This window comes from Burkholderia aenigmatica (genome assembly GCF_902499175.1).
GTDB lineage: Bacteria > Pseudomonadota > Gammaproteobacteria > Burkholderiales > Burkholderiaceae > Burkholderia > Burkholderia aenigmatica.
On the sequence record NZ_CABVQC010000046.1, the window covers coordinates 21,710 to 42,231 of the forward strand.

Here is a 20,522-nt window from a genome sequence, read left to right on the forward strand (position 1 = left end):
ATGGCAAAAGGCGCACGCGACAAGATCAAGCTCGAGTCGACCGCTGGTACGGGTCACTTCTACACGACCACGAAGAACAAGCGCAACATGCCGGAAAAGATGGCGATCAAGAAGTTCGATCCCGTCGTCCGCAAGCACGTTGAGTACAAAGAAACCAAGATCAAGTAATCTCCGGTTTCTGCCAGCCTGACGGCGACCGAAAAGCCCCGCACCTGCGGGGCTTTTTGTTTTGCGCGCACGCTCTGGCGCGACGCGGTATGCTCTCCTCTTTCCGCGGCCACGGCCGCCGGAATGCACAAGATCAAAAGCGTAACGATGGAGATGCAGCATGAAATTCGACGTGGCGATCGTCGGCAGCGGCCTGGCAGGGCTGTCGGTCGCACTCAATCTGGCCAGCACGCGACGTGTCGCGCTGATCGCGAAGCGGTCGATGATGGAGGGCGCGAGCGATAACGCGCAAGGCGGCATCGCGGCTGTCCTCGATTCGGCGGACAGCATCGAGAACCACGTCGACGACACGCTGGTCGCCGGCGGCGGCCTGTGCGACGAAGGCGCGACGCGCTACATCGTCGAGCACGGCCGCGAAGCGATCGAATGGCTGATCTCGCAGGGCGTGCCGTTCACGAAGGACGATGCAGCCGAACTCGGTTTCCACCTGACGCGCGAAGGCGGCCACAGTCACCGCCGCATTATCCACGCGGCCGACGCGACCGGCCATGCCGTGCTCGCGACATTGTCCGACCGCGCGCGCCAGCATCCGAACATCACCTTCTTCGAAAACCACCACGCGATCGACCTGATCACGTCGGACCGGCTCGGCCTGCCCGGCCGCCGCTGTCACGGCCTGTATGTGCTCGACGTCGACAACGACCGCACGATCACGATCGAAGCGCCGCATACGGTGCTCGCAACGGGTGGCGCCGGCAAGGTCTACCTGTACACGACAAACCCCGACACCGCGACCGGCGACGGCATCGCGATGGCATGGCGTGCGGGTTGCCGCGTGTCGAACATGGAATTCATCCAGTTCCACCCGACCTGCCTGTTCCATCCGTATGCGAAGTCGTTCCTGATTTCGGAAGCCGTGCGCGGCGAAGGCGGCCTGTTGAAGCTGCCCGACGGCACACGCTTCATGCCCGCACACGATCCGCGCGCCGAGCTTGCGCCGCGCGACATCGTCGCGCGCGCGATCGACTTCGAGATCAAGAAGCGCGGCATCGATTGCGTGTATCTCGACATCAGCCACCAGCCGGAAGCGTTCCTGCGCGAACACTTCCCGACAATCCACGCGCGCTGCCTCGAATTCGGCATCGACATCGCAAAAGAGCCGATTCCCGTCGTGCCGGCCGCGCACTACACGTGCGGCGGCGTCGTCACCGACCTCGCCGGGCGCACCGATCTCACCGGCCTGTATGCGGTCGGCGAAACGTCGTACACGGGGCTCCACGGCGCGAACCGGCTCGCGAGCAACTCACTGCTCGAATGTCTCGTGATCGGCCGCGCGGCGGCCGAGGCGATCGAAGCGGCCGGCTTCGACGCCGAAACGCCGGCCACGCTGCCCGCGTGGGACGAAAGCCGCGTATCGGATGCGGACGAGGAAGTCGTCGTGGCACACAACTGGGACGAGCTGCGCCGCCTGATGTGGAACTACGTCGGCATCGTGCGCACCGACAAGCGCCTCGAACGCGCGAAGCACCGGTTGTCGCTGCTGCGCGACGAGATCCAGGAGTACTACGCGAACTTCCGCGTGACGCGCGACCTGCTCGAACTGCGCAACCTCGTCGACGTGGCGACCCTGATCGTGAAGAGCGCGCACTCGCGCCGCGAAAGCCGCGGGCTGCACTACAGCCGCGACTGGCCGAACACGCTGCCGAAGGCACTGCCGAGCGTGCTTACGCCGCGCGCGCGTCGCTGAGCGGCCCTCCCCGGCTGCAGCCGGGGGTGCACAAGAAAAAAGCCGTTGGCGTTTGCGCGCCAACGGCTTTTTTGTCTGACTGGACGAGGTTCGGTCAGTCGACGATCCGCATCGAATAGTCGGTCGCGCGCACGTCCTTCGTCAGCGCGCCGATCGAGATGCGATCGACGCCCGTTTCCGCGAACGCGCGCACTGTGTCGAAATTGACGCCGCCGGACACTTCGAGCACGGCCTTGCCGTTCGCCACGCGCACCGCTTCGCGCATCATGTCGAGCGTGAAGTTGTCGAGCAGCACCGACTGCGCGCGATGCGCGAGCGCCGTGTCGAGCTGCGCGAGCGTCTCGACTTCGACCTGCACGGGCACGCCCGACTCCAGCGCGAACGCCGCATCGAGCGCTTCGCCGACACCACCTGCCGCCGCAATGTGGTTCTCCTTGATCAGGATGCCGTCGTACAGCGCGAGACGCTGGTTCTCGCCACCGCCGACGCGTACCGCATACTTCTGCGCGAGCCGCAGGCCCGGCAGCGTCTTGCGCGTATCGAGGATCTTCGTGCGCGTGCCTTCGACGCGATCGACGTAGCGGCGCGTCGCGGTCGCGACGCCCGACAGCAACTGCAGGAAATTCAGCCCGTTGCGCTCGGCCGTCAGCAGCGCGCGCGCCGGCCCGTCGAGTTCGCAGACGGTCGAATCGGGCGTCATGCGGTCACCTTCGCGATAGCGCCATTGCACGGTGATCGACGGATCGATCCGCGCGATCACGGCCTCGAACCACGGCACACCGCACAGCACGGCTTCCTCGCGCACGATGATGCGTGCACGGCGACGCCCGCCGGCCGGCACGAGCCGCCCGGTCTGGTCGCCGGTACCGACGTCTTCCGCGATCGCATCGGTCACGTTGCGCGCGATCGCATCGTCGAATGCCGCGCCGTATTGCTCGCGGACGATGTCGAACAGCGGGGATACAGCCTGACTCATGCAGCCCCCACGTTCGCAAACAGTTGCTGGTCGTGCTGCAGATCGCCGCTCGCCTGCACGCGCTTCTTGTGCGCCGCTGCGAAGTCGAGCATCCGGTCGATCGGCAGGCGTGCGCGCTCACCGATCGCGGGATCGACGAAGATCTCGTTGTGGCCGCGTTCGAGCACGTCGGCGAGGTTCGCGAGGCCGTTCATCGCCATCCACGGGCAGTGCGCGCAGCTCTTGCAAGTTGCGCTATTACCGGCCGTCGGCGCCGCGATGAAGGTCTTGCCGGGCGCGGCCAGCTGCATCTTGTGCAGGATGCCGAGATCGGTCGCGACGATGAAGTGTGTTGCGTCGAGCTTGACGGCCGCGTCGATCAGTTGCGTGGTCGACCCGACCACATCGGCCTGCGCGACGACGTTTTCCGGCGATTCGGGGTGGACGAGTACCTTCGCGTCCGGATACTCGGCGCGCAGCAGGTCGAGTTCGATACCCTTGAACTCGTCGTGAACGAGGCACGAGCCTTGCCACAGCAGCATGTCCGCGCCAGTTTTCTTCTGGATGTAGCTGCCGAGATGGCGATCCGGCGCCCAGATGATCTTCTCGCCGCGTGCGTGCAGGTCGGCCACGATCTCGAGGCCGATCGACGACGTGACCATCCAGTCCGCGCGCGCCTTCACGGCCGCACTGGTATTCGCGTAGACGACGACGGTGCGGTCGGGATGCGCGTCGCAGAATGCCGAGAATTCGTCGACCGGGCAGCCGAGATCGAGCGAGCAGGTCGCGTCGAGGTCGGGCATCAGGATCCGCTTGTTCGGGCTCAGGATCTTCGCGGTTTCGCCCATGAAGCGCACGCCGGCGACGACCAGCGTCTGCGCGTCGTGATCGCGGCCGAAGCGGGCCATTTCGAGTGAATCGGCGACGCAACCGCCGGTTTCGTCGGCGAGTTCCTGCAACTCGGCATCGACGTAGTAATGCGCGACCAGCACGGCCCTTTCACGCACGAGCAATGCCTTGATGCGCTCCTTCAGCGCGACCCGCTCTTCGGCGGACGGTGCGTCGGGCACTTTGGCCCACGCCTGTCCCACGCCGCACACGGTCCCGGCTGCAACGGGCCGATCGTATTCGACGGGTTTGATCGTCGACTGCATCTCCATATCTCCTGTCGGTGGGAGTTAGTGCTTTAGCACTTACTCCCACCCCATGCTTCGCGGTCGATCGGAATTAGCGCTTCAACACTTACTCCGATCCCATCCCCTGCGTTCGCCCCGGAACAACGCTTCCACGCTGCCCCAAGCCTCATACGAATCCGGCCCTGCCGATCACCGTTCAAAAACCGGCGGACCAAATAAAAAACCCCGCCAACGCGGGGTTTTTGACGTCCTTAGATTCTAATCGATTTCGAATCAGGCGTAGCGGCGCAGGCGCGTCGCGAATTCCTGCAGCGCCTTGATGCCGCTTTGTTCTGCGCGATGGCACCAATCCTGCAATTGCGCGAGCAGCTGTTCGCGCGATGCGGTCGAGCGATCCCAGATCGCGGCGAGATCCTGGCGCAGCTGGAAGTACGTTTGCAGCTTCTGGCTGTTCGCGAAGATTTCCGGCAGCAGCTTCTTCTGCGGCTCGTCGAGGCCGTCGGCATCCTTGTGGAACCACTTGCGCGCGCCGCGCATCATCTGGTACTTCTCGCCGCCGATTTCCTTCAGGTGCGCGAGCTCCTGACGGTACGCACGCTTCACGGCCTTGCCGTAGCGCGCCATCACTTCGTAGCGGTTCGACAGCACGGCCTGCAGCGTTTCCTGGTCGAGCACCGTCTTCGGCTTGTTCAGGCGCGGCGTCGGCGCAACCTTCTTCACCTTCGCGAGACCGAACGCCGACATGATGCGGATGTACATCCAGCCGATGTCGAACTCGTACCACTTGTTCGACAGCTTCGCCGACGTCGCGAACGTGTGGTGGTTGTTGTGCAGTTCTTCGCCGCCGATCACGATGCCCCACGGGAACAGGTTCGTGCTCGCGTCGGCCGAGTTGAAGTTGCGATAACCCCAGAAGTGACCGAAGCCGTTGACGACGCCAGCCGCCCAGAACGGAATCCAGACCATCTGCACGGCCCACACGGTCAGGCCGATCACGCCGAACAGCGCGACGTCGATCACCATCATCAGGCTGATGCCGAGAATCGGGTACTTCGAATAGACATTGCGCTCGACCCAGTCGTTCGGCGTGCCGTGGCCGAACTTGCGCATCGTCTCTTCATTCTTCGCTTCCGCGCGATACAGCTCGGCGCCCTCAAGGAACACCTTCCAGATGCCGCGCGTCTGCGGGCTGTGCGGATCTTCCTCGGTCTCGCACTTCGCATGGTGCTTGCGGTGAATCGCGGCCCACTGGCCGGTCAGCATGCCGGTCGTCATCCACAGCCAGAGGCGGAAGAAGTGGCTCGCGATCGGATGCAGCTCAAGCGCGCGGTGCGCCTGGCAACGGTGCAGGTAGACCGTCACGCCGATGATCGTGACGTGCGTGACGGCGAGCGCGAACAGCGCGACCTGCCACCACGAAAAATGCAGGAGCCCGTGGGAAAGAAAATCGAGCAGGGAATTCAACAAGGCAGTTACCTGTGATGAGAGCGACGCCGGCCCGCGCCAAGCGTCAGAAAAATGAAAGCATACCGCGTGTAGACCAGAATTTTACTTCAACCGTTCCAAGTCTTTGTAAAAAATGAACATTTTCTTGCCCTGACGCAACAAGCGCAGTCCATGGGCGGACTTGGAAAGGCCCGCGATCCGGTTCCGACCGCAGGGTCGATACGATTGACGGCCAGCGTGCGCTACGCAGCCGGTGCGCGCCCGTCCACCGCGCCGTTGCCGGGCGCCGGATCGAGCCCGGCCGCGGCAGGAAAACCGTCAGGCAACCCGACGACACGCACTTCGCGCTGCGGGAACGGAATCGAAATCCCGTGCTCGCTGAACAGGCGCCAGATGTTGCGGTTCACGCTCGAACGCACACCGGACGTGCCTTTCGCCGAATCTTCGATCCAGAAACCGAGCTCCAGGTCGATCCCGTCCGCCCCGAAACTCACCAGATACGGGGTCGGAGCGGGCTCCGCCAGCACGCGCGGCACGCCCTTCGCAGCATCGGCGAGCAGCGTGAGCGCATGCTCGACGTCGCTCGTGTACGCGACCTGCACCGCGACCTTCGCGTAGCCGCGCGTCAGGTACGACGACTGGTTCTGCACGACGTCGGTGATCAGCTTCTCGTTCGGGATCAGCGTCTCGTTGCCGTCGAGGCCGCGCACGACCGTATAGCGCGTGCGGATCTGCGTGACGATGCCCTGCAGCCCGCCGACGCTGATCGCGTCGCCGAGCCGCAGCGAGCGGTCGAGCAGGATGATGAAGCCCGACACGTAGTTGCTGGCGATCTTCTGCAGCCCGAAGCCGAGGCCGACACCCACCGCGCCGCCGAATACGCCGAGCACCGTCACGTCGATGCCGACCAGCGACAGCCCGATCAGGATCGCCGCGAACACGAGCAACGCGCGGCCGACCCGCGACAGCACGACCTTCAGGTTCGCATCGAGCGTGCTCGCGCGCGTGAGGCGATCCTCGAGCACCGAACCGAGCCACATCGCGACCATCAGCGTCACGCAGACCCACAGCGCGCCCGAGATCACCGACAGCAGCGTGAGATGCGCATTGGCGACACGGAACTGCACGCTGTCGAGCCAGCCAAGCACGTCGCGCTGGATGCCGAGCACGGTCAGCACCATCGCGGCCCACACGACGGTCGACACGATCTTCTCGACGATCGACAGCCACGCATGCGTGTGGCCGTCGCGCGCGAACACGCGCCGCGCGAAGAAGAACAGCACGTAGATCGACCCGATGCCGAACAGCGGCACGAGCGCGAGCGACAGCAGCGACGTCGACATGAACGGGTCGAACGCGAGCTGCGCGGCGCCGACGAACACGCTGCCGAACAGCGGGAACAACGCGCGCTTCAGGCTATGCGCGCCCGCGCCGGGCGCGCGGCCAGCCGCGCGGCGACGCGCATCGATGCGGCCGTGCACGAAGCGCGCGGTCACCCATGCGAAGCACAGCGCGCCGACGAGAATCGCCGCCTGCCAGATCATCACCGGCTGGTGGAAGTCACGAATGACCGACGCCAGCCGGTGCGACAGCAGGCGGCTCTGCAGATTTTCCATCGTCCGTCCGGGCAGTCGTTACTGCGCGGCGCGCCGTTCGAGCACCGCGGCGAAGAAGCCGTCGGTCGCGTGACGATGCGGCCACAGCGACAGGTAGTCGCCCGTCTCCAGCTCGATGCGCTGGTCGGCCAGCACCTGCTGCGCCGGCACCAGCACGAAATCGGGATGATCGGCCAGGAACTGTTCGACGATGCGTTCGTTCTCGGCGTCGAGCACGCTGCAGGTCGCGTAGACGAGCCGGCCGCCCTTCTTCACGAGACGCGCGGCGCTCGCGAGGATCGACGCCTGCTTCGGCGTCAGCTCGTCGATCGCCGAGCGCGTCTGGCGCCACTTCAGGTCCGGGTTGCGGCGCAGCGTGCCGAGGCCGCTGCACGGTGCATCGACCAGCACGCGGTCGATCTTGCCGGCGAGCCGCTTGATCTTCGCGTCGTGCTCACTGTCGATCAGCACGGGGTTCACGTTCGACAGCCCGCTGCGCGCGAGGCGCGGCTTCAGCTTCGCCAGGCGCTTTTCCGACACGTCGAACGCATAGAGACGCCCGGTCGAGCGCATCATCGCGCCCAGCGCGAGCGTCTTGCCGCCCGCACCCGCGCAGAAATCGACAACCATCTCGCCGCGGCGCGGCGCGACCAGCGAGCACAGCAACTGGCTGCCTTCGTCCTGCACCTCGATCGCGCCTTCCTCGAACAGCCTCAGGCGCGTCAGCGCCGGCTTGCCGACCACGCGCACGCCGAACGGTGAAAACGGCGTCGCGCCCGCATCGATGCCTTCCGCGCGCAACCCGTCGATTACCTGATCACGGCTGGCCTTCTGCGCGTTGGCACGCAGGTCGAGCGGCGCCGGGTAGTTCAGCGCGGCGGCGAGCTGTGCAAGCTCCTCGCCATCGAAACGGGCCGACAGTGCCTGGTGGATCCAGTCGGGCAGGTTCGAGCGAATGCGCACCGGCAGGCTCGCCGGATCGATCTTCGACACGTGCTCGAGCCATGCGGACTCGGTGTCGGACAGGAACGGCCTCAGCGCATTGCGGCCGACCGTCTGCATCAGGCCGAGCAGCGTGAGGCGCCGCGCGGGCGTACCCGTGCCGCTCTCGGCGAGATGCGAAAACTCCATCTTCCGGCGCAGCACCGCGAACACTGCTTCGGCGATCACGCCGCGCTCGGCATGCCCGAGCTTCGGGTGCGCGCGGAAGAACCGGCTCGTCGTCGCGTCGGCGGGGCCGGCGAACTTCAGCACCTCGGCCAGCAAAGTTTCGGTCTGGCCAATCAGGAATCCGTGCAGCTTCATACGCCCTCACTCGTTTCGGTATGCGGTTGATCCGCGAAAATCCAGCGCGCCTCTTCCGGCGCCACCACTGCACGGCCGTTCTCGAGGCGCAGACGCCCCTCGACGAACCAGCGCACCGCGCGCGGATACAGCACATGCTCGACCGTCAGCACGCGCTGCGCGAGCGCGGCCGCGTCGTCGCCCGCGCGCACGGGCACCGCGCCCTGCGCGACGATCGCGCCGCTGTCGAGCTCGGGAATCACGAAATGCACGCTCGCGCCGTGCAGCGCGACACCCGCGTCGAGCGCCTGCTGGTGCGTGTGGATGCCCTTGAAGCTCGGCAGCAGCGACGGATGGATGTTCAGCAGCCGGCCTTCGTATCGTCTGACGAATGCGGGCGTGAGGATGCGCATGAAGCCGGCGAGGACCACGAGATCGGGCGCGAATCGGTCGATCTCGGCGGCCAGCGCCGCGTCGAAGCTGTCGCGGCCATCGAACGACCGGTGGTCGACCACCGCCGTCGCCACCCCGTGCGACGCGGCAAATGCCAGGCCGGCCGCGTCGGGCCGGTTGGCGATCACGGCGGCAACCTCGGCCGGCCAGCGTTCCTGCGCGCACGCGCGGACGATGGCCTCCATGTTGCTGCCGCGACCGGAAATCAGGATCACGAGTTTTTTCATTCGCGAATTTTACCATTCGCCCCCGCGTTTCCCCCCTTCTCGGCCGCCGGCCCGCCCGAACGTTTATAATCTTCTGCTTTGCGGCATCCCACCGCCCATTCCCCGACGCTGCATCCGCTATCGTGAAAGTCTTCCGCGGCCTGCCCAACGCCGAGAGCCGCGCCCCGTGCGCGCTGACGATCGGCAACTTCGACGGTGTCCATCGCGGCCACCAGGCCCTGCTCGCGCGCGTGCGCGCGGCAGCGGACGCGCGCGGCCTGCCCGTGTGCGTGATGACGTTCGAGCCGCACCCGCGCGAATTCTTCAACCCGGCCGGCGCGCCGCCGCGCATCGCGATGCTGCGCGACAAGCTCGAGGCGCTGCGCGATCACGGCGTCGACCGCGTGGTCGTCGAGCACTTCAATCACACGTTCGCGAGCCAGTCGCCGCAAACGTTCGTCGAACGCACGCTGGTGAACGGGCTGCACACGCGCTGGATGATGGTCGGCGACGATTTCTGCTACGGTGCGAAACGCGCGGGCACCTTCGACACGCTGAAGGCAGCCGGCGCGCAGTACGGTTTCGAGGTCGAGCAGATGGGTACGGTGGCCGGCAGCGACGGCACGCGCATCTCGAGTTCGGGCGTGCGCGCCGCGCTCGCGGCCGGCGATCTCGACGCGGCCGCGCAAGCGCTCGGCCACGGCTATGCGATCAGCGGCCACGTCGCGCACGGGCTGAAGCTCGGCCGCGACCTCGGCTTCCCGACGCTGAACATACCGATCGCCCACAAGCGGCCGGCGCTCGCGGGTATCTTCGTCGTGCAGGTGCACGGCCTCGGCCCGGCCCCGCTGCCGGGCGTCGCGAGCCTCGGCCTGCGCCCGACCGTCGACGATTCGGGCCGCGTGCTGCTCGAAGTCCACCTGCTCGACTGGCACGGCGATGCGTACGGCAAGCTCATCCGCGTCGAATTCCTGAAGAAGCTGCGCGACGAGGCGAAATTCGACGATCTCGAGGCGCTGTCGCGCGCGATTGCGCTGGACGTCGCGAATGCGCGCGCGTACTTCATCGAGCGCGACCGTGCGCCGGGCAGCCGCGCCACGGGCTTCTCGACGTCGGCCACCGACCGAATTAGCTGATCCGGACGGCGGCGCCCCGCGCCGCACCCTCGCGCCGCTCACTCGCGCGCACTCCCGATTCACGACGCTCGCGCGTCCCCCGAGATTTAGATAGCGATCCCATCATGAGCAACAAGAAAGCCGATTCGAAACCGCAGGCCAAGTATCCGGTCAACCTGCTCGACACGCCGTTCCCGATGCGCGGCGACCTGCCCAAGCGCGAGCCGCAGTGGGTCAAGGAATGGGAAGAGCGCGGCCTCTACGAGAAGATCCGCGCGGCCAGCGCCGGCCGACCGAAGTTCATCCTGCACGACGGCCCGCCGTATGCGAACGGCGACATCCACCTCGGTCACGCCGTCAACAAGATCCTGAAGGACATCGTCGTCAAGTCGCGCAACATGGCCGGCTTCGATGCGCCGTACGTGCCGGGCTGGGACTGCCACGGGATGCCGATCGAGATCCAGATCGAGAAGCAGTTCGGCAAGTCGCTGCCGGCGGCCGAAGTGATGAGCAAGGCGCGCGCGTACGCGACCGAGCAGATCGAAAAGCAGAAGGTCGGCTTCAAGCGCCTGGGCGTGCTCGGCGACTGGGCCAATCCGTACAAGACGATGAACTTCCTCAACGAGGCGGAAGAGATCCGCGCGCTCGGCAAGATCATCGAGAAGGGTTATGTGTATCGCGGGCTGAAGCCGGTGAACTGGTGCTTCGACTGCGGCTCGGCGCTTGCCGAAGCGGAAGTCGAGTACAAGGACCGCACCGATCCGACGATCGACGTGATGTTCGCGTTCGCGGAACCGGAAAAGACCGCTCAGGCGTTCGGCCTGCCGGCCCTGCCGCGCGCCGAAGGCGGCATCGTGATCTGGACCACCACGCCGTGGACGATCCCGGCGAACCAGGCGCTGAACCTCCATCCGGAAATCGTCTACGCGCTGGTCGACACCGAGCGCGGGCTGCTGATCATCGCGGAAGAGCGCGTCGAAGCATGCATGACCGACTTCAAGCTGACCGGCCGCGTCATCGCGACGACGCCGGGCGTGAAGCTCGCGAACCTGCGCTTCCACCACCCGCTCGCGTCGGCCCACCCCGGCTACAAGCGCACCTCGCCCGCCTACCTCGGCGACTACGTGACGACCGACACGGGTACCGGCGTCGTGCACTCGTCGCCCGCGTACGGCATCGAGGACTTCGTGTCCTGCAAGGCGCACGGGATGACCGATGCGGACTTCATCAACCCGGTGATGGGCGACGGCCGCTATATCGAATCGCTGCCGCTGTTCGGCGGCCTGTCGATCTGGGACGCGAACCCGAAGATCATCGAGGCGTTGAATGCGGCCGGCTCGCTGCTGCGCAGCGAGAAGTACACGCACAGCTACATGCACTGCTGGCGCCACAAGACGCCGATCATCTACCGCGCGACGTCGCAGTGGTTCGCCGGCATGGACGTGACGCCGCGCGACGGCGGCAAGACGCTGCGCGAAACGGCGCTCGAAGGCGTCGACGCGACCGCGTTCTACCCGTCGTGGGGCAAGCAGCGTCTGTTCAGCATGATCGCGAACCGTCCCGACTGGACGCTGTCGCGCCAGCGCCAATGGGGCGTGCCGATGGCGTTCTTCGTGCACAAGGAAACCGGCGAGCTGCACCCGCGCACGCTCGAGCTGCTCGAGGAAGTCGCGAAGCGCGTCGAGCAGTCGGGCATCGAGGCGTGGCAGACGCTCGACCCGCGCGAGCTGATCGGCGACGACGCGAACCTGTACGAAAAGAACCGCGACACGCTCGACGTGTGGTTCGACTCGGGCACGACGCACTGGCACGTGCTGCGCGGCTCGCACAAGGATCAGCTGCAGTTCCCGGCCGATCTCTACCTCGAAGGCTCGGACCAGCACCGCGGCTGGTTCCACTCGTCGCTGCTCACGGCGTCGATGATCGACGGCCGTGCGCCGTACAAGGGCCTGCTCACGCACGGCTTCACGGTCGACGGCGAAGGCCGCAAGATGAGCAAGTCGCTCGGCAACGGCATCGACCCGCATGAAGTCGCGAACCGCCTCGGTGCGGAAATCATCCGCCTGTGGATCGCGTCGACCGACTATTCGGGCGAGCTCGCGATCTCCGAGGAAATCCTGAAGCGCGTGACCGAAGGCTATCGCCGCATCCGCAACACGCTGCGCTTCCTGCTCGCGAACCTGTCGGACTTCGACTTCGCACAGCACGCGGTACCGGTCGAGGAATGGCTGGAAATCGACCGCTATGCGGTCGCGTTCTCGCAGCAACTGCAGACGGAGCTGCTCGGCCACTACGAGAAGTACGAATTCCACCCGGTCGTCGCGAAGCTGCAGACGTACTGCTCGGAAGATCTCGGTGGCTTCTACCTCGACGTGCTGAAGGACCGCCTGTACACGAGCGCGGCCGATTCGCGCGCCCGCCGCTCCGCGCAAACGGCGCTGTACCACCTGACGCACGGCCTGCTGCGCGTGCTTGCACCGTTCCTGTCGTTCACGGCGGAAGAAGCGTGGAAGGTGTTCCAGCCGGCCAGCGACACGATCTTCACGGAAACCTACTACGCGTATCCGGAAGTCGCCGGCTCCGCCGCGCTGATCGAGAAGTGGGCGCTGCTGCGCGATGTGCGCGGCAACGTGACGAAGGCGCTCGAGGAAGCGCGCACCGCGAACCGCATCGGTTCGTCGCTGCAGGCCGAAGTTGCGGTGCACGCGAGCGGCGCACGCTACGACGCGCTCACGAGCCTCGGCGACGATCTCAAGTTCGTGCTGATCACGTCGGCTGCGACGGTCGTCAAGGTCGACGACGAAGCGCAGGAAAGCGTCGACGTGGCCGCGTCGAAGTACCAGAAGTGCGAGCGCTGCTGGCACTACCGCGAAGATGTCGGCGCGCACGCCGATCATCCGACACTGTGCGGCCGCTGCTTCTCCAACCTGTTTGAAAACGGCGAAATCCGGAGCGCTGCTTAACTATGGCGAAAACCCTGTCGAAACCGGCCAGCGGCGCGCTTGCGCCCTGGCTCGGCATTTCGCTGATCGTGATCCTGTTCGACCAGCTGTCGAAGATCTCGATCCTGAAAACGTTCGCGTACGGCGCGCAGCACGAACTGACGTCGTTCTTCAACCTCGTGCTGGTGTACAACCGCGGCGCCGCGTTCGGCTTCCTGTCGACCGCGGGCGGCTGGCAGCGCTGGGCGTTCACCGCGCTCGGCATCGCCGCGACGCTCGTGATCTGCTTCCTGTTGAAGCGTCACGGCCAGCAGCGTATGTTCAGCCTGTCGCTCGCCCTGATCCTCGGCGGCGCACTCGGCAACGTGATCGACCGGCTCGTCTACGGCCACGTGATCGACTTCCTCGATTTCCATCTCGGCGCCTGGCACTTCCCGGCGTTCAACCTCGCCGATTCCGCGATTACGATCGGCGCGGTGCTGCTGATCTACGACGAACTGCGTCGCGTGCGCGGCTCACGCTAAGCGCGCATACTCGGCGTCGACGGCCGGCTTCGCGCCGGCCGTTCCGTTCGACCCTTGGAGGCCTGAGTTGGCACACGCAGAACTCGCTGGAAAACACCTTGTTCTCGGCCTGACGGGCGGCATCGCCTGCTACAAGATCGCCGAGCTCACCCGGCTGCTCACGAAGGCCGGCGCGACCGTCCAGGTCGCGATGACCGAAGCCGCGACCCAGTTCATCACGCCCGTCACGATGCAGGCGCTATCGGGCCGGCCCGTCTACACGAGCCAGTGGGACGCGCGCATCGACAACAACATGGCGCACATCGACCTGTCGCGCGAAGCCGACGCGATCGTGATCGCACCCGCGTCGACGGATTTCCTCGCGAAGCTCGCGCACGGGTTCGCGGACGATCTGCTGTCCACGCTGTGCGTCGCGCGCGACTGTCCGTTGCTCGTTGTCCCCGCAATGAACCGCCAGATGTGGCAGAACCCGGCCACGCAGCGCAACGCCGCGCAACTGCGCGCGGATGGCGTGTCGGTGCTCGGCCCGGATTCGGGTGCGCAGGCGTGCGGCGAAGTCGGTGACGGCCGTATGCTCGAGCCCGAGGCGATCTATGAAGCGATCGTCGCGCACTTCGCGCCGAAGGTGCTCGCACACCGGCGCGTGCTGATCACGGCCGGCCCGACGTTCGAGCCGCTCGACCCGGTGCGCGGCCTCACGAACCGCTCGAGCGGCAAGATGGGCTTCGCGCTCGCGCGCGCCGCGCAGCAGGCTGGCGCCGAAGTGCATCTCGTCGCGGGGCCGGTGGCGCTCGACACGCCGTGGGGCGTCTACCGCCAGGACGTGCAGACGGCCCAGCAGATGTACGACGCGGTCATGCATGCCGTCGCCGATGCCGACATCTTCATCGCGGTGGCCGCGGTCGCCGACTGGCGCGTTGCGCAGCCGGCCGAGCACAAGATGAAGAAGACGGCCGACCACAAGGTGCCCGCGCTCGCGTTCGTCGAGAACCCCGACATCCTCGCGTCGGTCGCGGCGCTGCCCGATCCGCCGTTCTGCGTCGGGTTCGCGGCGGAAAGCGGCGACCTCGACGTGCACGGCGACGAGAAGCGCAAGCGCAAGAACGTGCCGCTGCTCGTCGGCAACCTCGGCCCGCTGACGTTCGGCCGCGACGACAACGAAGTCGTGCTGTTCGAGGCCGCCGGCCTCACGCGCCTGCCGCGCGCACCGAAGGACGAACTCGCGCACACGCTCGTCGCGGAAATCGCGAAGCGCCTGCCCGACAACCGCCTGATCTGATCTCCCGCGCGGCGGCCGTCGCTGCCGCGCCCTTCCCGACCCATCCGACGACCGCATGAAACTCGACCTGAAGATTCTCGACGCGCGCATGCGCGACTACCTGCCCGCCTACGCGACCACCGGCAGCGCGGGCCTCGACCTGCGTGCGTGCCTCGACGCACCGCTGACGCTGAAGCCGGGCGAAACGGCGCTCGTGCCGACCGGCCTCGCGATCCATCTCGCCGATCCAGGCTATGCGGCGCTGATCCTGCCGCGCTCGGGCCTCGGCCACAAGCACGGCATCGTGCTCGGCAACCTCGTCGGCCTGATCGATTCCGACTACCAGGGCCAGCTGATGATCTCGACGTGGAACCGCGGCCAGACCGAGTTCGTGCTGAACCCGTTCGAGCGCCTCGCGCAGCTCGTGATCGTGCCGGTCGTGCAGGCGCAGTTCAACATCGTCGACGACTTCGCCGAAAGCGATCGTGGCGAGGGCGGCTTCGGCAGCACCGGCCGTCACTGAACGACGCAACGAAAAAGGGGCCTCCTAGAAGGCCCCTTTTTCTTTTCCTTCGCCGTCATTCCTCGACGGGTTGTGCGATCCGCACGGGCGTCAGGTCACGCTGCCGCGCCTGGGCCACGATCGCGTAGATCACCAGCGCGACCAGCACCCCAAGCAGCACGGCCGATGAACCGATCGTGCCGAGCGCGAGACCGCCCTTCGCCACCGGCTTCGTCAGCAGGTCGCCGACCGTCGCGCCGAACGGGCGCGTGAGCACGAACGCGGCCCAGAACAGCAGCACACCCGAGATCCGCGTGAAGTAGTGGGCGAGCACGATCAGCGCGAGCAGCCCGCCGATCAGCAGCGCGCCGCCGCCGAAGCCGAGCCCCGAGCTGTCCGCGAGGAAGTCGCCGAGCGCGGTGCCGAGCGTATTCGAGAACAGGATCGCGATCCAGTACAGCAGCTCGACCTTGCGCGTGCGGATCAGGTCGACCGACAGCGATTCGCCGCTGAGTCGCCACACCGCGAAGATGGCCAGCAGGATCGCGACCAGGATCGACGAGCCGGCTGCATAGCCGAGGCCGAGCGTGCGGTCCATGAAGTCCGACATCGTCGTGCCGGCCGTGCTCGTCGCGACGATCACGGCCCAGTAGATCGCCGGGCGATAGCGTGTCGTTTTGAGCTGCGCGCCCAGCGTCACGAGAAAGAAACCGAACAGCAGGATGGAGCTCACCGCGTAGCCGACGTTCAGCGTCATCGACAGCAGGTCGCCGCCGGTTTCGCCAAGCGTCGTCGCGCAGATCTTCATGATCCAGAACGCGAGCGTGATTTCGGGAAGTTTGTTCATTCGAACCCCTTTATGCAGGAAAGCGGCGGGCCGGCGCGAGCCGCCCCGCCTTGCAGACAGGATCGAATGTAGTCGCCGCGGGCTTAACGGCACCTTAACGAACGGGGAGTCGACGCAGACCGCAGCGCCATGACCATCAACGTGCGTGTTGGTGCCGGTAATGCAGCGCGTACGCGAGCGTGAGCAGCACGACGAACACGACGCCGACCACCATCGTCATCCGGAATTCGCGCGTGAACGCGGTCGTGAACAGGATCGCCGCGACGAGCCCCGCACCGAGCAGGCTGCCGAACGGGTGCCCCCACATCCGGAACGCGAGCGCGGGGCCGCGATACCGTGCACGGAAGCGCAGGTGCGTGACGAAGATCATCAGCCACGTGAACAGCGCGCCGAACATCGCGATCGCCATCATCACGGTGAACGCGGTGTCGGGTGCCAGCGCGACCAGCACGGCCGCCACCGCGACGCCGCTCGTCGAGATCCACAGCGCCGCGCGCGGCACGCCGTTCGTGCCGAGCCGGCCGAACACCGCCGGCGCGAGTCGCGCGCGCGACAGGCTGAACATCATCCGCGTTGTCACGTAAAGCTGGCTGTTCATCGCCGACAGCGCCGCGATCAGCAGCACGAAGTTGATCACGCCTGCCGCGTACGGCACGTGGGTCGCGGCCATCACTTTCACGAACGGGCTTTCGTCGGTACCGGCCTGCGTCCACGGCACGATCGCGAGCATCAGCGACAGCGTCAGCAGGTAGAACAGCACGAGCCGGAACACGGTCGAGCGGAACGCGCGCGTGACCGCGTGCTGCGGATCACGGGCCTCGCCGGCCGCGATCGCGACGGCTTCGATGCTCATGTAGCTGAAGATCGCGACGATCACCGCGACCCAGGTACCCCACGGCCCCTTCGGCATGAAGCCGCCGTGCGCGGTGTAGTTCGCGAAACCGATGCCCGATGCGGCCGGCGCCGACCACACGAGATACGCGCCGAGCACGATGAACACGACGATCGCCGCGATCTTCAGCAGCGAGAACGCATATTCGACCGTGCCGTACAGCGTGACGCTCGCGAGATTCACGGCGATCAGCAGCGCGGAGAAGCCGATTACCCAGTACCAGCCGGGCACGGCCGGGAACCAGTACTTCATGAACACGGCGATCGCGCTGATCTCGGTGCCGATCGCGAACACGACCGCGAACCAGTACGCATAGCGCACCAGGAAGCCCGCCAGCGGGCCGACGTAGTGCTCGGCATACGCGCCGAACGAACCGGCCGTCGGGTGCGCGACCGTCATTTCCGCGAGCGCGCCCATCAGCAGCAGCGCGATCAGCGCACCGATCGCATACGAGACCAGCACGCTCGGGCCGGCGAGCCCGATCGCGAACCCGCTGCCGAGGAACAGCCCCGTGCCGATCGCGCCGCCGATCGCGATCATCGCCATCTGCCCTGACGTCAGCGCATGGCGCAAACCCTGTTCGCGTGCGACGATGTCGTCGAACGTCCGTTGTTGTTGTGTCACTGCGTTGCCACTCCCCTGCACCACCAACGCGCCGCCGGCGCCAGATAAAACGAAACGGCGCGGAAGACATCCCGCGCCGTTCGCATGAACTACCCGATTATCGCTTACTCGACTTCGACCGCCTCTTCGTTCGGCTTGTGCGGCGGATTCGCCAGCTTGTCGAACGACAGCTGCACCTTGTCGTTTTCGTCGACGTCGACCGTCACGTGGCCGCCGTTGACGAGCTTGCCGAACAGCAACTCGTCGGCCAGCGCGCGCCGGATCGTGTCCTGGATCAGCCGCTGCATCGGCCGCGCACCCATCAGCGGGTCGAAGCCGTGCTTCGCGAGGTGCTTGCGCAACGCGTCGGTGAAGAGCGCGTCGACCTTCTTCTCGTGCAGCTGTTCCTCGAGCTGGATCAGGAACTTGTCGACCACGCGCATGATGATTTCCTCATCGAGCGAGCGGAAGCTGATGATCGAATCCAGGCGGTTGCGGAACTCCGGCGTGAACAAGCGCTTGATGTCGGTCATCTCGTCGCCCGTCTCGCGGCGCGTCGTGAAGCCGATCGTCGCCTTCTGCATCGACTCGGCGCCCGCGTTCGTCGTCATGATGATGATGACGTTGCGGAAATCCGCCTTGCGGCCGTTGTTGTCCGTCAGCGTGCCATGGTCCATCACCTGCAGCAGCACGTTGAAGATGTCCGGATGCGCCTTCTCGATTTCGTCGAGCAGCAACACGCAGTGCGGCTTCTTCGTGACGGCTTCGGTCAGCAGGCCGCCCTGGTCGAACCCGACGTAGCCCGGCGGCGCGCCGATCAGGCGGCTCACCGCGTGACGCTCCATGTATTCCGACATGTCGAAGCGGATCAGCTCGATGCCGAGCGTGAACGCGAGCTGGCGCGCCACTTCGGTCTTGCCGACGCCCGTCGGGCCGGAGAACAGGAACGCGCCGATCGGCTTGTCCATCTTGCCGAGGCCCGCGCGCGCCATCTTGATCGACGCAGCCAGTGCGTCGATCGCCGGATCCTGGCCGAACACGACGCTCTTCAGGTCGCGGTCGAGCGTCTGCAGCTTGCTGCGGTCGTCCTGCGACACGCTCTGCGGCGGCACACGGGCGATCTTCGAGATGATTTCCTCGATTTCGCTCTTGCCGATCGTCTTCTTCTGCTTCGACTTCGGCAGGATGCGCTGAGCGGCACCCGCTTCGTCGATCACGTCGATCGCCTTGTCCGGCAGGTGACGGTCGGTGATGAAGCGTGCCGACAGTTCGGCCGCGGCCGACAGCGCACCCGACGAATACTTGACGCCGTGATGCTCCTCGAAGCGCGACTTCAGCCCGCGCAGGATCGCGACCGTCTGCTCGACGGTCGGCTCCGTCACGTCGACCTTCTGGAAGCGCCGCGACAGCGCCGCATCCTTCTCGAAGATGCCGCGATACTCGGTGAAGGTGGTCGCGCCGATGCACTTGAGCGTGCCCGACGACAGCGCCGGCTTCAGCAGGTTCGACGCATCGAGCGTGCCGCCCGACGCGGCACCCGCGCCGATCAGCGTATGGATTTCGTCGATGAACAGGATCGCGTGCGGACGCTCCTTCAGCTCTTTCAGCACCGTCTTCAGGCGTTGCTCGAAATCGCCGCGGTACTTGGTGCCCGCGAGCAGCGCGCCCATGTCGAGCGAGTAGACCTGCGCGTTCGCGAGGATGTCCGGCACCTCGCCGCGCGTGATGCGATACGCGAGCCCTTCCGCGATCGCGGTCTTGCCGACACCGGCCTCGCCGACGAGTAGCGGATTATTCTTGCGGCGACGGCACAGCACCTGGACCACGCGCTCGACCTCGGGCTCGCGACCGATCAGCGGATCGATGCGGCCGTCCTTCGCCATCTGGTTCAGGTTCTGCGTGAATTGCGCGAGCGGCGTTTCCTTCTGCGCATTCGCGTCTTCGCTTTCCGCGTTCGCATCGGCCGACTTTGCGGCTTCGCCGTTGTTCGTCTTCGCGATGCCGTGCGAAATGAAGTTCACGACGTCGAGGCGCGTGACGCCCTGCTGCTGCAGGTAGTACACCGCGTGCGAATCCTTCTCGCCGAAGATCGCGACCAGCACGTTCGCGCCGGTGACTTCCTTCTTGCCGTTCGACGTCGACTGGACGTGCATGATCGCGCGCTGGATCACGCGCTGGAAACCGAGCGTCGGCTGGGTATCGACATCGTCGGTGCCCGGGACGGTAGGTGTGTTGTCGTGGATGAAATTGCGCAGGTTCTGACGCAAGTCCTCGATGTTTGCCGCGCACGCGCGCAACACCTCGGCTGCCGTCGGATTATCCAGCAGGGCCAGCAGCAAATGCTCGACCGTAATGAACTCATGGCGCGCCTGGCGTGCTTCCATGAACGCCATGTGCAGGCTGACTTCCAATTCCTGGGCAATCATGCTTCCTCCATCACGCACTGCAGCGGATGCCCGGCCTGCCGCGCATGGGTAACGACTTGCTCAACCTTGGTCGACGCGATGTCCCGCGTATAGACCCCACAAACCCCTCGCCCTTCGCGATGGACCTTCAGCATGATCTGCGTGGCCGTCTCGCGATCCTTCTTGAAATACTCCTGGACCACCATCACGACGAACTCCATCGGCGTGAAGTCGTCGTTCAGCAGCACCACCTTGTACATCGAAGGCGGCTTGAGCTTCTGCTGCTTGCGTTCCAGGACGGTGCTGTCCTGCTTGTCCGGGATAATCGCCATACACCCATTCTAAACAACTCGGACAGGCCCGCAATCCTGCCATTACCCGACCGACCGGCCGGCGCCCTCCCCGGAATCCCGGAACACGCGATCTTCTTCGTGCCATACGAAA

The 20,522-nt window shown here is 65.9% G+C and carries 17 protein-coding genes; 7 read left to right on the top strand and 10 right to left on the bottom strand.

Features of this window, described 5'->3' with window-relative positions:
* Together rpmG and nadB are read left to right on the top strand one after the other, a co-directional pair.
* A complete protein-coding gene (gene rpmG, locus BDO18943_RS27945) occupies window positions 1-168 on the top strand; it encodes a 50S ribosomal protein L33 (RefSeq protein ID WP_006478046.1) in 168 nt (55 codons plus the stop codon).
* 160 nt (window positions 169-328) lie between these two features.
* The gene (nadB, locus tag BDO18943_RS27950; protein ID WP_089451146.1) at window positions 329-1,915 is read left to right on the top strand and encodes an L-aspartate oxidase; all 1,587 of its coding nucleotides are present in this window, start codon (window positions 329-331) and stop codon (window positions 1,913-1,915) included.
* 94 nt (window positions 1,916-2,009) lie between these two features.
* Here nadB and nadC read toward each other — a convergent pair whose 3' ends face one another.
* The 6 genes from nadC to purN form a co-directional block, all read right to left on the bottom strand.
* Window positions 2,010-2,891, bottom strand: a complete 882-nt coding sequence (gene nadC, locus BDO18943_RS27955) for a carboxylating nicotinate-nucleotide diphosphorylase (RefSeq protein ID WP_175024832.1) — start codon at window positions 2,889-2,891, stop codon at window positions 2,010-2,012.
* Entirely contained in the window at window positions 2,888-4,024 is a 1,137-nt protein-coding gene (nadA, locus tag BDO18943_RS27960; RefSeq protein WP_175024833.1) for a quinolinate synthase NadA, read from the bottom strand. The genes nadC and nadA overlap by 4 nt, the downstream gene beginning before the upstream one ends.
* A 255-nt stretch (window positions 4,025-4,279) precedes the next feature.
* Window positions 4,280-5,473: a DesA family fatty acid desaturase gene (locus tag BDO18943_RS27965; protein ID WP_039368179.1), complete on the bottom strand. Its 1,194-nt coding sequence runs from the start codon at window positions 5,471-5,473 to the stop codon at window positions 4,280-4,282.
* A gap of 221 nt (window positions 5,474-5,694) precedes the next feature.
* On the bottom strand, window positions 5,695-7,068 hold the full coding sequence (locus BDO18943_RS27970; RefSeq protein WP_175024834.1) for a mechanosensitive ion channel family protein: 1,374 nt from the start codon (window positions 7,066-7,068) through the stop codon (window positions 5,695-5,697).
* An 18-nt stretch (window positions 7,069-7,086) separates the two neighbouring features.
* Window positions 7,087-8,352 (bottom strand): RsmB/NOP family class I SAM-dependent RNA methyltransferase, encoded by a 1,266-nt coding sequence (locus tag BDO18943_RS27975; protein ID WP_175024835.1) that lies wholly within the window; start codon window positions 8,350-8,352, stop codon window positions 7,087-7,089.
* The gene (gene purN / locus BDO18943_RS27980) at window positions 8,349-9,011 is read right to left on the bottom strand and encodes a phosphoribosylglycinamide formyltransferase (protein WP_043189977.1); all 663 of its coding nucleotides are present in this window, start codon (window positions 9,009-9,011) and stop codon (window positions 8,349-8,351) included. Before purN ends, BDO18943_RS27975 begins: the two co-directional genes overlap by 4 nt.
* Before the next feature lie 122 nt (window positions 9,012-9,133).
* Here purN and BDO18943_RS27985 point away from each other — a divergent pair, with 122 nt between their 5' ends.
* The 5 genes from BDO18943_RS27985 to dut all read left to right on the top strand — a co-directional run bounded on the left by BDO18943_RS27985 (window position 9,134) and on the right by dut (window position 15,352).
* The gene (locus BDO18943_RS27985; protein WP_089451150.1) at window positions 9,134-10,126 is read left to right on the top strand and encodes a bifunctional riboflavin kinase/FAD synthetase; all 993 of its coding nucleotides are present in this window, start codon (window positions 9,134-9,136) and stop codon (window positions 10,124-10,126) included.
* 104 nt (window positions 10,127-10,230) lie between these two features.
* The gene (gene ileS, locus BDO18943_RS27990) at window positions 10,231-13,068 is read left to right on the top strand and encodes an isoleucine--tRNA ligase (protein ID WP_089451151.1); all 2,838 of its coding nucleotides are present in this window, start codon (window positions 10,231-10,233) and stop codon (window positions 13,066-13,068) included.
* A gap of 2 nt (window positions 13,069-13,070) precedes the next feature.
* Window positions 13,071-13,571, top strand: coding sequence for a signal peptidase II (gene lspA / locus BDO18943_RS27995; RefSeq protein ID WP_175024836.1), 501 nt, complete (start codon window positions 13,071-13,073; stop codon window positions 13,569-13,571).
* 67 nt (window positions 13,572-13,638) lie between these two features.
* Window positions 13,639-14,850: a bifunctional phosphopantothenoylcysteine decarboxylase/phosphopantothenate--cysteine ligase CoaBC gene (coaBC, locus tag BDO18943_RS28000; protein WP_175024837.1), complete on the top strand. Its 1,212-nt coding sequence runs from the start codon at window positions 13,639-13,641 to the stop codon at window positions 14,848-14,850.
* A 55-nt stretch (window positions 14,851-14,905) separates the two neighbouring features.
* Window positions 14,906-15,352 (top strand): dUTP diphosphatase, encoded by a 447-nt coding sequence (dut, locus tag BDO18943_RS28005; protein WP_089451154.1) that lies wholly within the window; start codon window positions 14,906-14,908, stop codon window positions 15,350-15,352.
* A 55-nt stretch (window positions 15,353-15,407) separates the two neighbouring features.
* On the opposite strand, the gene BDO18943_RS28010 is transcribed toward dut, so the two are convergent.
* From BDO18943_RS28010 to clpS, 4 genes are all read right to left on the bottom strand, one after another.
* Window positions 15,408-16,178, bottom strand: coding sequence for a COG4705 family protein (locus BDO18943_RS28010; protein WP_175024838.1), 771 nt, complete (start codon window positions 16,176-16,178; stop codon window positions 15,408-15,410).
* A gap of 136 nt (window positions 16,179-16,314) precedes the next feature.
* Entirely contained in the window at window positions 16,315-17,694 is a 1,380-nt protein-coding gene (locus tag BDO18943_RS28015) for an amino acid permease (RefSeq protein WP_175024839.1), read from the bottom strand.
* Window positions 17,695-17,798: 104 nt separating this feature from the next.
* Window positions 17,799-20,099 (bottom strand): ATP-dependent Clp protease ATP-binding subunit ClpA, encoded by a 2,301-nt coding sequence (gene clpA, locus BDO18943_RS28020; protein WP_043190014.1) that lies wholly within the window; start codon window positions 20,097-20,099, stop codon window positions 17,799-17,801.
* Window positions 20,096-20,410, bottom strand: a complete 315-nt coding sequence (clpS, locus tag BDO18943_RS28025) for an ATP-dependent Clp protease adapter ClpS (protein ID WP_006398529.1) — start codon at window positions 20,408-20,410, stop codon at window positions 20,096-20,098. The genes clpA and clpS overlap by 4 nt, the downstream gene beginning before the upstream one ends.
* Window positions 20,411-20,522: the final 112 nt, after the last annotated feature.